This is a genomic window from Bradyrhizobium sp. S3.3.6 (genome assembly GCF_040546905.1).
Lineage (GTDB): Bacteria > Pseudomonadota > Alphaproteobacteria > Rhizobiales > Xanthobacteraceae > Bradyrhizobium > Bradyrhizobium cytisi.
In genome coordinates this window covers 371,512-384,109 of the sequence record NZ_JBEPOT010000007.1, presented here as the reverse complement: position 1 = coordinate 384,109, position 12,598 = coordinate 371,512, and the positions used below count along the sequence as shown (strand labels likewise).

At 62.8% G+C, this 12,598-nt stretch carries 10 protein-coding genes and 1 pseudogene; 7 read left to right on the top strand and 4 right to left on the bottom strand.

The window, feature by feature from the left end; all coding sequences use genetic code 11:
* Nucleotides 1–5: 5 nt before the first annotated feature.
* From ABID59_RS22465 to ABID59_RS22455, 3 genes are all read right to left on the bottom strand, one after another.
* A complete protein-coding gene (locus tag ABID59_RS22465) occupies nucleotides 6–470 on the bottom strand; it encodes a (2Fe-2S)-binding protein (RefSeq protein ID WP_354084784.1) in 465 nt (154 codons plus the stop codon).
* 564 nt (nucleotides 471–1,034) lie between these two features.
* Nucleotides 1,035–2,459 carry a methyl-accepting chemotaxis protein gene (locus ABID59_RS22460; RefSeq protein WP_354084783.1) on the bottom strand — a complete coding sequence of 475 codons (1,425 nt, stop codon included), beginning with the start codon at nucleotides 2,457–2,459 and terminating at the stop codon, nucleotides 1,035–1,037.
* 107 nt (nucleotides 2,460–2,566) lie between these two features.
* Nucleotides 2,567–4,309, bottom strand: a complete 1,743-nt coding sequence (locus tag ABID59_RS22455) for a methyl-accepting chemotaxis protein (protein WP_354084782.1) — start codon at nucleotides 4,307–4,309, stop codon at nucleotides 2,567–2,569.
* Between the two features lie 208 nt (nucleotides 4,310–4,517).
* Here ABID59_RS22455 and ABID59_RS22450 point away from each other — a divergent pair, with 208 nt between their 5' ends.
* The 6 genes and pseudogenes from ABID59_RS22450 to ABID59_RS22420 all read left to right on the top strand — a co-directional run.
* Complete coding sequence (locus tag ABID59_RS22450; protein WP_354032354.1) at nucleotides 4,518–5,264, top strand: YebC/PmpR family DNA-binding transcriptional regulator; 747 nt, start codon at nucleotides 4,518–4,520, stop codon at nucleotides 5,262–5,264.
* Nucleotides 5,265–5,362: 98 nt separating this feature from the next.
* Nucleotides 5,363–5,890 carry a crossover junction endodeoxyribonuclease RuvC gene (gene ruvC / locus ABID59_RS22445; protein ID WP_354084781.1) on the top strand — a complete coding sequence of 176 codons (528 nt, stop codon included), beginning with the start codon at nucleotides 5,363–5,365 and terminating at the stop codon, nucleotides 5,888–5,890.
* Nucleotides 5,887–6,504: a Holliday junction branch migration protein RuvA gene (gene ruvA / locus ABID59_RS22440; protein WP_148756432.1), complete on the top strand. Its 618-nt coding sequence runs from the start codon at nucleotides 5,887–5,889 to the stop codon at nucleotides 6,502–6,504. Before ruvC ends, ruvA begins: the two co-directional genes overlap by 4 nt.
* A gap of 20 nt (nucleotides 6,505–6,524) precedes the next feature.
* Nucleotides 6,525–7,559 (top strand): Holliday junction branch migration DNA helicase RuvB, encoded by a 1,035-nt coding sequence (ruvB, locus tag ABID59_RS22435; RefSeq protein WP_354084819.1) that lies wholly within the window; start codon nucleotides 6,525–6,527, stop codon nucleotides 7,557–7,559.
* Between the two features lie 129 nt (nucleotides 7,560–7,688).
* The gene (locus ABID59_RS22430) at nucleotides 7,689–8,606 is read left to right on the top strand and encodes a metallophosphoesterase (protein WP_354032351.1); all 918 of its coding nucleotides are present in this window, start codon (nucleotides 7,689–7,691) and stop codon (nucleotides 8,604–8,606) included.
* Nucleotides 8,607–8,829: 223 nt separating this feature from the next.
* Nucleotides 8,830–8,910: pseudogene (locus ABID59_RS22420) on the top strand (acyl-CoA thioester hydrolase); the annotation flags it as partial.
* On the opposite strand, the gene ABID59_RS22415 reads toward ABID59_RS22420, so the two are convergent.
* Nucleotides 8,889–10,592 carry a recombinase family protein gene (locus tag ABID59_RS22415; RefSeq protein ID WP_354084779.1) on the bottom strand — a complete coding sequence of 568 codons (1,704 nt, stop codon included), beginning with the start codon at nucleotides 10,590–10,592 and terminating at the stop codon, nucleotides 8,889–8,891. The pseudogene ABID59_RS22420 and the gene ABID59_RS22415 overlap by 22 nt on opposite strands.
* Before the next feature lie 1,029 nt (nucleotides 10,593–11,621).
* Here ABID59_RS22415 and ybgC point away from each other — a divergent pair.
* Entirely contained in the window at nucleotides 11,622–12,065 is a 444-nt protein-coding gene (ybgC, locus tag ABID59_RS22410) for a tol-pal system-associated acyl-CoA thioesterase (RefSeq protein ID WP_354084778.1), read from the top strand.
* Nucleotides 12,066–12,598: the final 533 nt, after the last annotated feature.

Below are 12,598 nucleotides of genomic sequence, written 5' to 3'. Positions count from 1 at the left end.
GGACCTCACGACTGACGGCCGTTGGCGGCCTGCTTGATGGCCTCGCGGATGCGCACATAGGTGCCGCAGCGGCAGATGTTGCCGGCCATTGCCGCATCGATGTCGGCATCGTCGGGATTGGGCGTTGCCGCCAGAAGGGCCGCAGCCGACATGATCTGGCCGGACTGGCAATAGCCGCACTGAATAACCTCGGCATCGAGCCAGGCCTTCTGCACCTTCGCGCCTGACGGCGTGCCGCCGACATGTTCGATGGTGGTGACGGCGCGATTCGCGACCGCGCTGACCGGCAGCACGCAGGAGCGCACCGCCTTGCCGTCGACATGCACGGTACAGGCGCCGCATTGCGCGATGCCGCAGCCGAATTTGGTGCCGGTCACGCCGAGAATGTCGCGCAGCACCCACAGCAGCGGCATTTCGGGTGGCGCGTCGAACGATTTCGTTTCGCCGTTGATGGTGAGAACAGTTGCCATATGCATTCCCTTCTTCGCCAGATTGCTTACGGCGATCTAGTTGGCGAACTCGTGCGCGACAATAATCATACCGATGTGAAACGATGAAGCGTCGAAATTTCTGGCGATGCATATTTGCGTGGCTCGAGCATCAGGCCATGACGTTCACGAATTTGTGCGGCGATCGCTGCGGCGCTTTTGGGCTAATTGATATGATAAGCGTCATTTTCTGACGCTTTTGCATCCTATGCGGTGTCGACCTCCGCGCATCAGCGTGCGAATGCGCAAAACCATGCCAAGACGAAAGTCGTGCGATTGTGAAAGTCGGGTGAGGGCGGGCACGGTGCGCGTCTGAAGGAATCAGTTCCAATGGCGCAAAAGCCGACGTGCCCGATGATGGCATCGTGCTCCTGTTTTGCCCGACGGGTCAACTGGGACATTCGGAATTTGCTCAACGTCCCCCGCAAGCGGGAGAGGTCGCGCACCTTCTCCTTGGCAAGCAGCCAAGCCTCATTTCATCCCGCTAAGCCATTGATTCCGCGCAGCCCCGCTACTGTGCATGGGGTTGTTTTCGAGGTTTTTGATTCAGCCCTGACGAAACCCCATGCGGAACGCGCCCCAGTGCTTGCCGCGGACCATGATCGGCGAGGACAGGTCCTTCATCAGCACGAACTGCCCGCCGCCCATGTCGCGGCGATAGGTCTGCAGCAGGAAGGGTTTTGTGTTGGCCGCGACCTTCTTCACGGCGCGATCGGTGAACAGGCGGCGGTTGCGGCAATTGGCGTTGTTCCAGACCGGGTCCTTGCCCTGCGGCAGCCGGTAGTTCGGATTGTGCGTCGGCAGATAGCCGCTCCTCGCCCAGGCGACGCAGAACACGATGCGGGGATCGGACTTCTGGATCGGGTCCTGGATCGCAGGCAGCACGCGATCGGTGAACTCGACGTATTTGGTGAGATACTGCTTGGGGTCGGTGCCGGCGATCTCCCGGTAGCTCTCGTCCATGAGCTGGTCGAGCGTGATCTCGCCGCGATCGATCGCGGCCTCGAACTCGGCCGAGATGCGTTTGGCGGTGTCGACGACGGCGCGGATCAGCGGCGCATCGGATGTCTCCACGCCACTGTCGGCGATCAGCGCGATCAGGCCTTCGGAGGTGTCGAGCAGCTTTGTCACCCGCTGATCGGCGCTCCTGAGATCGCGCGAGGACAGGTCGACGCCCTTGGCGAGCTCGTTGAGCTCGTTGATGACGGTGTCGCAGTGGCCGAGATTGGAGGTCGCCGCACGCGTGACGCTGTCGATCTCGGCTTCCACGGAGGCGAAGCCCTGCTGGACGCGCGAGATGATGCCGGAGATCTGCTGGGCGCCTTCGCCCGCGGTCTTGGCGCGCCGGGACGCATCGCTGCTCTCGCCGATCAGGCCTTCGATCTGGCCGTCGAGATCGCGCACGGTGTCGGCGATCTGGTGCGTGGCCTGCCGGGTGGCCTCCGCGAGGTTCTTGACCTCGCTTGCGACCACCGCAAACCCGCGTCCGGCATTGCCGGCCCGCGCGGCCTCGATCGTCGCGTTCAACGCAAGCAGATTGGTCTGCTTGGCGATCGCCTCGATCGAGCCGGAGACTTTTGCGACCTGCGCCAGCGCCGAGCCGACGGCGCTCAGCCGCGCCTCGATCCGCTCCACGGCAGCAACGAGCTCGGAGATATGGCTGACCGCGGTGTCGACCGCACCGCGCGACTGCGCGATCTCGCCGACCGCCGCCGATGCGGTCGATTGCACCGCCTGTGATGCGTTGGCGATGTCGTGGTTGGCCGAGACCATGGTCTCAGCCGTCTTCTGGAGGTGATGGAACCGCTCCGACTGGTTGGCGACGCGGTTGGCGACCTCCTGGACGTTCCCGGCGATGTCGGCAAGCTCGACACCGAGGCCGCCGATGCGGTCGGCGAGCTGATCGATCAGCCGCTCGGCGAGCGTCCGGCTGGATCCAGTGTCCATGACTGCAAGTTGGGCGAGGGACATTTACGGGCTTTCTCCAATCGGAGCCGTTCGCCGGCCCTCCGCGGCATTCCCATTCCAACTTCGACGTTAAAGGATGATTCGCGCCCGGCGTCTTGCCTGAGCGTGCACTACAGCTTGTAAGCCGTCCTGAACCCGCCCCAGTGCCGGCCCTGCACGCGGATCGGGACGTCGATCTCGCGCATCATCACCGTGTTGCCGTTGCCCATGTCGCGCGCATAGCTCTGGATCAGGTACGAACGCAAATTGTGCGCGGCAGCCAGCCCCGCCGGATCGTTGAAGATGCGGCGGTTGCGGCAATTGGCCGTGTTCCAGGCGGCATCGCCCGGCCGCTGCGGATGCGAATAGATCTTGTTGTGGACCGGCAGGAAGCCGTTGCGGTCGACCATGGCGCAGAACGCCATGCGCGGTTCCTTGGCGAGAAAAGCTTCCTGGAACGGCGGCAGCGCGCGGTCGGCCCAGTCCAGGTATTTTGTGCGGTATTGCTGCGGATTGGTGCCGGCGACCTCGGCGTAGTCGGTGTCGAAGAGATCATCGATCTTGACCTCGCCGCGTGCGACCGCTTGCTCGAAAATCCGGGTCAGCGCGGTGCCGGCCTCCATCGCGCGGGTGACGAACTCGGTGTTCTCCTCGTGGATCGACCAGAGCTTGTCTTCGACCTTCTCGCGCTGCGCGGCATTGGGGTTGACGAATTGGGTGCGGGCGCCGGCCTTGGACTGCTCGACCACGCGCAGCCGGCAGGTCCCGACGTCCTCGAGGGTGCCGTCGATGATCGCCTGCGGCGCGAGCCGGCTTGCTTCCGCACCACCGATCAAGACACCGTCCATCGCGATCTCATAGACCGGCAGCACGCCGCGCGCGCTCTCGAATTTGAGGTGGCAGGGCAGCCGCTCGGTCTTGCGGCGATCGTCGTGCTCGCTCTGACGGAGCAACACTGCGCAGCGCGATTTCAGCTTCCGGGCGAAGGTCGTCACGGCCTTGCCGGCGCTGGCGACGTTCTCGCCATGGGTCTCGGCTGCCTTGGTGGCGGCGTCGATCTCGGCCGCGCTTTCGCCGACCGAGATGATGAACTGCGACGCGCTGGCCGCGTTGCCGGAGACCTCGCTGGTGGTGGCGTTCTGCTCGGCAACCGCGCCATTGACGGTGTCGAACACCGGGCGGATCGCCTCGATCGCCTGCGAGATCCGGTGCACCGCGTCCGCGGAGCCGGCGGCGTCGCGCTGGAGCGCGTCGATCTTTTTGGAGATCTCCTCGGTGGCGCCCTGGGTCTGTACCGCAAGCGCCTTGACCTCGGTGGCGACGACCGCAAAGCCTTTGCCGGCGGCGCCGGCGCGCGCGGCCTCGATGGTGGAGTTGAGCGCGAGCAGGGTGGTCTGCCGCGCGATCTGCGCGATCAGATTGACGACATTGCCGATCGCGGCGGAGGATTCACGCAGGCGGTCGACATTGGCGCGCGCCTCCTGCGCGGCGGCGCTGGCCTCGTCGGCGAGCTTGCCGGCCTCGCGGACCTGCGCGCCGATGCCTTGCGCGGACTGGGTGAACTTGTCGGCGGCATGGGCAAAGCCCGAGGCGTTCGACTGGGCGGCATTGGTCCGCCCGGTCAGTGCGTCGGTGCGCTGACGGATGTCGGCAAGTGTCGCCGCGGTGGCCTCGGCGCCGCCCGCCACCGAATTGGCGGCGCGCTCAAGCTGGCGGATCATGGCGCCGAGCTCGAGTTCCAGCAGTTCCAGGATTTCCCGGGCCGAATCGACCTCGACGGCCGGAGCGGGCGCTGCCGCCGGCTGCGCGGCCTGCGCGGCTGCCGCTGGTGCGGCCATGTCCGGCCGGCGCTTCCGAAATAATGCGAACGCCATTGGGTCTACTCTTGTCGGGAGATGGGCGGACGCTATTTTCTCAGGCCGGAATGAAATCAGGGTTAACGGTGCCTGACTTCTGGGCACGGGTCCCTACGCTATTACCTTAAAGTATGAGAGGCTCTTTCATTCCGGTGGGTTGGCGGCCTATAAGGCCGCGCTTCCCCACGCTCACCTTTGGCGCACGATTCTCTAGAGAAGATCACGCATGGCCGGACATTCCCAATTCAAGAACATCATGCACCGCAAGGGGCGGCAGGATGCCCAGAAGTCGAAGCTGTTCGGCAAGCTGGCGCGGGAAATCACCGTTGCCGCCAAGCTGGGGACGCCCGATCCCAACATGAACCCGCGCCTGCGCGCGGCCATCATCGCGGCGCGCCAGGAGAACATGCCGAAGGACAATATTGAGCGTGCCATCAAGAAGGCGCTCGGCAGCGATGGCGAGAACTATGACGAGATTCGCTACGAGGGCTATGGCCCCGGCGGCGTCGCCGTCATCGTCGAGGCGCTGACCGACAACCGCAACCGCGCCGCCTCCGACATCCGCTCCTTCTTCACCAAATCCGGCGGCAATCTCGGCGAAACCGGCTCGGTGTCCTTCATGTTCGACCGCACCGGCATCATCGAATACGACCGCGGCGTCGCCGATGACGACGCGGTGCTCGATGCCGCGATCGAGGCCGGCGCCGACGACGTGGTCTCGGGCGAGGGCGGCCACGAAATCTATGCCTCGACCGAAAGCTATCGCGACGTCGCAAAGGCGCTGGAGGCCAAGTTCGGCGAGCCGCGCAAGGCCGCGCTGATCTGGAAGCCGCAGAATACGGTCGCGGTCGACGACGAGACCGGCGAGAAGCTGTTGAAGCTGATGGACCTGCTCAACGAGCACGACGACGTCCAGCACGTCTACGCCAATTTCGAGATTTCGGACGCGCTGGTCGCGAAGATGGGCGGCTGAGGCCTCAGAGCGGCGCTCACCTCACGAGACCGCCTTTCTCCGGGGACTTCTGTTCTGTTTCTGTTTCGCTATCATGGGCCAACCGCTATCACTGGCCCATGACCGCGCTCCCGATTCGCCAACCCGTCCGCATCATCGGCATCGACCCCGGCCTGCGCCGCACAGGCTGGGGCGTGATTGAGGCCGACGGCAATCGCCTGATCTATCTCGCCTGCGGTTCGGTGGAACCGCCGGACGATTTGCCGCTGTCGAGCCGGCTGCTCGCGATCCATGAGGGGCTCACGGCGGTTCTCTCCAATCACAATCCGATGGAAGCGGCGGTCGAGCAGACCTTCGTGAACAAGGACGGGGTCGCGACGCTGAAGCTCGGCCAGGCCCGCGGCGTCGCCATGCTGGCGCCCGCAATGTTCGGCATCCCTGTCGCCGAATACGCGCCGAACCAGGTGAAGAAGACGGTGGTCGGCGCCGGTCACGCCGACAAGCAGCAGATCGCGATGATGCTGAAGATATTGCTGCCCAAGGCCGAGCCGCCGTCGGCCGACGCCGCCGACGCGCTCGCCATCGCCATCACCCACGCCCATCACCGCCAGACCACGGCGCTCAGGCTGAAGGTGGTGGGACTATGATCGGCAAGCTCAAGGGCCTGATCGATTCCTACGGCGAGGATTATGTGCTCCTCGACGTCGGCGGCGTCGGCTATCAGGTGCATTGCTCGGCGCGGACGCTGCAGCATCTTCCCTCGCCCGGCGACGCAGCGGTGCTCTCGATCGAAACCTATGTCCGTGAGGATCAAATAAAACTGTTCGGCTTCCGCACCGACCAGGAGCGCGAATGGTTTCGCCTGCTCCAGACCGTACAGGGTGTCGGTGCCAAGGTCGCGCTCGCCGTGCTCGGCACGCTCGCGCCGGCCGATCTCGCCAATGCGATTGCTCTGCGCGACAAGGCTGCCGTGGCGCGCACCCCCGGCGTCGGGCCCAAGGTGGCCGAGCGCATCGTCACCGAGTTGAAGGACAAGGCGCCGGCCTTCGCCAATGTCGACCCCGCCGTCGTGCATCTCGCCGGTGCCGTCGACGAGCAGCGCGCGCCGCGACCTGTGGCGGACGCGATCTCCGCGCTGGTCAATCTCGGCTACGGCCAGCCGCAGGCCGCCGCGGCCATCGCCTCGGCCTCGCGCAGCGCGGGTGAGAACGCCGAAACGGCGCAGCTCATCCGGCTTGGGTTGAAGGAGCTCGCGAAGTGAGCGATCCCAAGGCCAACCGCATGGTCACGCCCGAGCGCCGCAGCGACGATGTCGGCGACACCGCGCTGCGTCCGCAGTCGCTGTCCGACTTCGTCGGCCAGCAGCAGGCGCGCAAGAATCTCTCGATCTTCATCGAGGCGGCACGCAAGCGCGGCGAGGCGCTGGATCACGTGCTGTTCGTAGGTCCTCCGGGGCTCGGCAAGACCACGCTGGCGCAGATCGTCGCCAAGGAGCTCGGCGTCGGTTTTCGCGCCACGTCAGGCCCGGTGATCGCCAAGGCCGGCGATCTCGCGGCACTCCTCACCAATCTCGAAGAGCGGGACGTGCTCTTCATTGATGAAATCCATCGCCTCAGCCCGGCGGTGGAAGAGGTGCTCTATCCCGCGATGGAGGATTTTCAGCTAGACCTCATCATCGGCGAAGGCCCGGCAGCGCGTTCGGTCAAGATCGAGCTGTCGAAATTCACTCTCGTCGGCGCCACCACGCGCGCCGGCCTGCTCACCAATCCCCTGCGCGATCGCTTCGGCATTCCGATCCGGCTCAATTTCTATACGATCGAGGAGCTGGAGAGCATCGTCACTCGCGGTGCGCGCGTGCTCAATGTCGGCATGAGCGCGGATGGCGCCAACGAGATCGCGCGGCGCGCCCGCGGCACGCCGCGCATCGCCGGCCGCCTGTTGCGTCGCGTGCGTGATTTCGCCTCGGCCGCCGATGCCGACCGGATCGACCGCAAGATCGCCGATCACGCGCTGAGCGCGCTCGAGGTCGATGCCGCCGGCCTTGACGCCATGGACCGCCGCTACCTCACGACCATCGCGACGAACTATGGTGGTGGCCCGGTCGGCGTCGAGACGATGGCCGCCGCGCTGTCGGAGCCGCGCGATGCGATCGAGGACATCATCGAGCCGTATCTCATTCAGTGCGGCTATCTCCAGCGCACCCCGCGCGGCCGCCTGCTCACCTCGCACGCCTTCCGCCATCTCGGCATCGCAGAGCCTTCGCGCGATGCGGCGGCCCAGTTCGGCCTGTTCGGTACGGACGAGAGCGACGACTGATTTGCGCCGGCGCGCATTGCCCTGGTGTCATGAACTTCCGGTAATCTCTGTGCAGACACTCTGCACGAACGCACCCCAATTCCGCTCCAATCGGATCGCATCAAGAGGCCGCATCACTATCGGACTTCCATGATCAATCGGCGTCATCTCATCCGTTCCATCGGCGGTCTCTCCGCCCTCGGCGTCTCGACCGCGGCTTACGGCGTTGGTGTCGAGCCGGTGTTGCGGCTGCGCGTTACTCGCTATCATCCAATGCCGCGGCAATGGCCAGCGGATTTTCCGCTGAAGATCGCCGTCGTCGCCGACATCCATGCCTGCGATCCCTGGATGTCGCTGGATCGGATCGAGGCCATCGTCGATCGCACCAACGCTCTCAGTCCCGATCTCATCGTGCTGCTCGGGGATTATGTCGCCGGTCATCACCATGTCACGCGCATCATCCCGGCCGATGAATGGGCGGGGGTGCTGACTGGCCTCAAGGCGCCACTCGGCGTTCATGCCGTCATGGGCAACCACGACTATTGGGACGACAAGGTCGTGCAGCGGGCCGGGCGCGGGCCGACGGTCGCCCATCGTGCGCTGGAGGCGGCTGGCATTCCCGTCTACGAGAACGACGTCGTGCGTCTCACCAAGGATGGTCGCCCGTTCTGGCTCGCCGGCCTCGGCGATCAGCTCGCCTATGCGCCGTCGCAGCGCTACGGCCGCGCTCAGCGCTTCGGTGTCGACGATCTGACCGCGACGCTCGCAAAGGTTACGGACGACGCTCCAATCGTCCTGCTCGCGCATGAGCCGTATATCGCGACGCGCGTGCCCGCGCGTGTCGCGCTCCAGCTTTCCGGCCACACCCATGGCGGTCAGGTCCGCCTGTTCGGCTGGTCGCCTGCGCTTCCGCCGCAACACGGCATTCCGCTCGCCTACGGCCATCTGCGGCTGAAGTGCGACGTCATCATCTCCGGCGGCCTCGGTTGCAGCATCATGCCGGTCCGCGTCGGCGTGCCGCCGGAGATCGTCGAGGTGACGCTGGGGCGGGCGCCGGTGGTGGCGTGACGACGGGGCGTGAAACCTACATCAGATAATGCTACATCTGATGTAGAGGAGCGCTCATGATAGCCACGATTTCAATTGACGATGAGCTTTTCGCACAGGCACGACAGTTTGTCGGCGTTGCAGAGACATCTGCCGTTGTCGTCTTGCGCGCGCCGGGGGGACCCAGTCTGATGCCCATGCTTCGCCACGGCGCCGTCCCTGATATTCAGCGAGTTGTAGCTTGATGTCTCATCTCGACGGCGAGATCCGCAACGGCCGCCACCACATGCAGGTCCGCGTCTATTACGAAGATACGGATTTCTCTGACTGGACGTTGTCGTAATAGATAAACGTGCTGATGTTCCCTGCTTTGGGATAGTTTTCTGGGAAAAGCTGCGTGCTGAAAAGGGCTGCGGCGTTCAAGTACGGGGTGTATTCGTAGGGCATCCGCTTGCGCACCGGATGCACTATAATGCAGTCGACCAAGTTACGGAAAGCGACACGAGTCTCGATCGCCTTCGGATTTGTCTTGAGCGCAGTGACCAGTCTCTTTGCCTCCGAACAATATCGGTCACCAAACCCCGGATGATCGAACGGGAACACGTTTTCGCCACCGTTGCCGAGCAACCGCAGGCGCTCCTCGACAGTTTCCCGCTCCGCGTCACATTCATCTATCCGCTTGACCAACTCATCCGGCTTGCGACGGCTGTTTGCGATCGCATATGACAAGCGCTCGATCTCAGTGTTCAGCACATGGCGCCGACGCTCTAGGTTAGAGCGTTCGCTGTTCTTTTGCTGATCGCGCTTCCGCTCCTCCTTCCAGGCACGCATCGCCTCTTCAATGGCTTTCGGAGAAAGCAATCTTACTTCCATTTTCTCCGCAACATCCTTCAGTAGAACGTCCATATCAAAGCTGCGGGTATGCTCGCAGGTGCTTCGCTGATGCGCGTTAGCGCATGCGGCGCGTGGTCCGCCATTCCGGGAGGATTGAGCGATTCGCATATGGCCATTGCAAACGCCGCACCGAAGGACTCCTGCAAGCGGATGCTCGTTGTTGCGCGGGACTACGGGTCGGCGCCGCGGCTTGCCGGTCGGTCCGAACATGTGGATAGCGCGCTCACTGCGAACCTTCTGCGCTCTATCCCAGAGCGCTTGGGGAACGATCCGCAGCTCGGCGTTTTTGACGATGATGTGGCGTTCTTCCGGATTGCGGCGCTTCTGCTTCTGCTGCGTTTCCGGATTGAGAATTGTTGAGCGAACATTCCAATGTATTTCGCCGATATACAGTTCGTTGCCGATAATGCCGCGACCATGGCGGCCGCCAGTGATGCACTGATGATTCCAGGTGGTACGACCAGCCTTGTTCTTATGACGAGTGGCCCCAGGCGAGGGCACGCCTTCGCGGGTGAGATCGGCGGCGATATCTCGCGTTGAACGGCCCGACGTATACTCGATGAAGATGCGGCGCACGATCTTCGCTTCGCTCTCATCGATCATCCGCTCGCCAGGCGCGCCCGGCCTCGGCCGATAACCATAGGCGTATGAGCCGGGAATTCTTCCGTTGCTGACAGCGTTATCGTGCCCGCGCCGAACCTTGTCGGCGAGCTGTGGCTTGTAGATCGTATTGTAGAGACTTGCGATGCTGATGTCAGTCGCCGTCGCATAAACGCCTTTCTGATCCATCAGCTCAACGCGGTTGAACTCAAACACCTGCTTGAGCCGCTGGATTGTGGCGGGGTCGCGCGACAAGCGGTCGAAATGCTCGACGATGATCACGTCGAAGTCTTGCTTACGCACACCTTCGAGCAAACGCTGATAGCCATCGCGCTTGTCTTCGGTAAGGCCAGACTTTGCAGCGTCGACAAATTCACTAACGACGTCAAGGCTATTGCGTGCGGCGACCTTCCGGCAGAGTAATAGCTGACCATCAATCGAGGTCACTTTTTGCATGTCGCTCGAGTAGCGGGCGTATATCGCGGCCCTCTTTTTTTGTGATGGTGTCGCCATCCCGTTCCCCTATCGACTGCCCCGAAACGCCTTGTTCATCCCGCGCAAGCTGCCGTCCAATGGCACGCGCCAGCTCAAGCCAAATTTCCTCATTGTTGGGATTGTCCCAACTTTGCAGGTGAGAAGGATCAAGCGGTCGGATGATCGCCTTTTGGCCCCGAGGCGATCGGATTCGGGTACGCATTACAGCAAAGCCTTCACAAGCTACCGTAAATTTCCAGCGCGCGCTATGAATAGGCGACAGGGATCACGTGCGGCGTTCGCATGCTCCGTTCGTAGGCTCGATCGAAGCCCCTGCATTAGGCTTTCGCCCGATGCGGATCGCCATCTAGCAGCAGCCTCAGTCGGCAAGCACCATGACCTGACAAGAGTCACGACAGGGCGACAGATGACTTTTGCTCCTGCAGCGCTCATGGAAGTCTCAATCGGCAATGGCGAGTCTATTCATGTTGGCTGTTGCGGTCGTGAATGAAAATGAGATTCTTCGAATGTCGGGCGCGAGCGTGTCGCTGCGAAGATAATCGTAGGCCCGAGGGAATTTGCTAAGCAAAGCGGAGTAGAAACACTTGTGTCCGAGGGTGCGAGACATCCGATTGATCCCGTTCATAGCTTGACAACGCGGTTTTCGCGTCATCACACGACGAACGTCATTGAACCGGAAGAAAGACACGTCGGAGTCGCACCGACCCACTGGCGTGCGACTCCGCGACCGGATGGATCTAACTGCTTGCGCGCACCTGCGACGCGAATCCTCTGCCAACTCCTGGCAACCATCGGAGCCGCCATCTGCCGCCCTGCGGGAGACGACGCCAAAGCAGCTGACTGGTTATTGGACTTGCCCTACCTTCCAGATATCATATCGAACAACGTACCAGCACTGCGGGCGAGAACCCCTTCGGTGCTTGCCCGCCCGATGCGCACAGCGCGAACGAGAGGGCGCTGCAATGCCCAAGATTTTGACGATTGCTTGGAAAAGCGTGTCCGTGCAAGAGAACGAGTTCTCGAAAACCCAACAAGGGGAATCGCACTGTGACAGCCTCTCTTGACGGCGAAATTCGCGATGGATGCCATCAGATGCAGGTCCGCGTCTATTTCGAAGATACGGATTCCGGCCAAATTGTGTATCACGCGAATTTTTTGCGCTTCATGGAACGCGGCAGGACGAATTACTTGCGCCTGCTCGGAACGAGTCAGCACGCGCTGCTCCAAGAGGCGCAGAACGATGCGCCCGGCTTTACCTTTGTCGTCCGGTCGATGACAATCGATTTTCTAAGGCCGGCGGTCTTGGACGACGTGCTGGACGTCGTTACTCTACCGCAAGAGGTGAGAGGCGCGTCAATTACCTTACTGCAGGAATGCAGGCGCGCAGAGGATCTCTTGGTCACGGCGCGTGTACGTGTGGCGTTTATCTCAGGCGGAAAAGCGCAGCGTATTCCGAAAGCGCTGCGGCTTGCTATGGAAGGGCATAAATGAATCTGCTCCCCATTCAAGCCTTGGCCGTCCGGCGACAAACGAAGAGGTGCGTCGCGCCGCGGATCGGAGGCGCATAACTCCTGTGCGCTGTAGCGTGCAAATCGGACAGACCAGATGCGCTGTTGGCAAGTCGGGCTCACTTGGCCCCGTGTGCAAAGAAAAGACGAAGGTGGGCGTGAAGGCGCGCCAGCGCCCGGCCCGGGGCTTTCCAAACGTCTGGATGCCGCGCTCGTCGTGGATGAATTTGGCAGCACCTGTGGTCATACCCGCTGCCAGCAGCGCATTAATGCGTGCTTCGCGCGGGGAAGGGCAACAGTGCAGCAGTGGCGAGGGTGAGGGCCGGAGCAAATCAGCGTGCGTCGGACCTTGCGATGGTGCTCAAGGCTATTCAGGATGGTGGTGCAAAGACGCTCTTAGCGATTGCTAACGAGTTGAACGAACGCGAGATGATCACGCCACGGGGCGGGCGGTGGCATCCATCCTCGGTGGCGAACCTATTGCGACGGCTAGAAATATGGCCGTGCTGTCGAATC

Bases quoted from the DNA above. Each gene is read 5' to 3' on its own strand.
- ABID59_RS22465 (WP_354084784.1), bottom strand. From the start codon at position 470: ATGGCAACTGTTCTCACCATCAACGGCGAAACGAAATCGTTCGACGCG.
- ABID59_RS22460 (WP_354084783.1), bottom strand. From the start codon at position 2,459: ATGTCCCTCGCCCAACTTGCAGTCATGGACACTGGATCCAGCCGGACG.
- ABID59_RS22455 (WP_354084782.1), bottom strand. From the start codon at position 4,309: ATGGCGTTCGCATTATTTCGGAAGCGCCGGCCGGACATGGCCGCACCA.
- ABID59_RS22450 (WP_354032354.1), top strand. From the start codon at position 4,518: ATGGCCGGACATTCCCAATTCAAGAACATCATGCACCGCAAGGGGCGG.
- ruvC (WP_354084781.1), top strand. From the start codon at position 5,363: ATGACCGCGCTCCCGATTCGCCAACCCGTCCGCATCATCGGCATCGAC.
- ruvA (WP_148756432.1), top strand. From the start codon at position 5,887: ATGATCGGCAAGCTCAAGGGCCTGATCGATTCCTACGGCGAGGATTAT.
- ruvB (WP_354084819.1), top strand. From the start codon at position 6,525: ATGGTCACGCCCGAGCGCCGCAGCGACGATGTCGGCGACACCGCGCTG.
- ABID59_RS22430 (WP_354032351.1), top strand. From the start codon at position 7,689: ATGATCAATCGGCGTCATCTCATCCGTTCCATCGGCGGTCTCTCCGCC.
- ABID59_RS22415 (WP_354084779.1), bottom strand. From the start codon at position 10,592: ATGGCGACACCATCACAAAAAAAGAGGGCCGCGATATACGCCCGCTAC.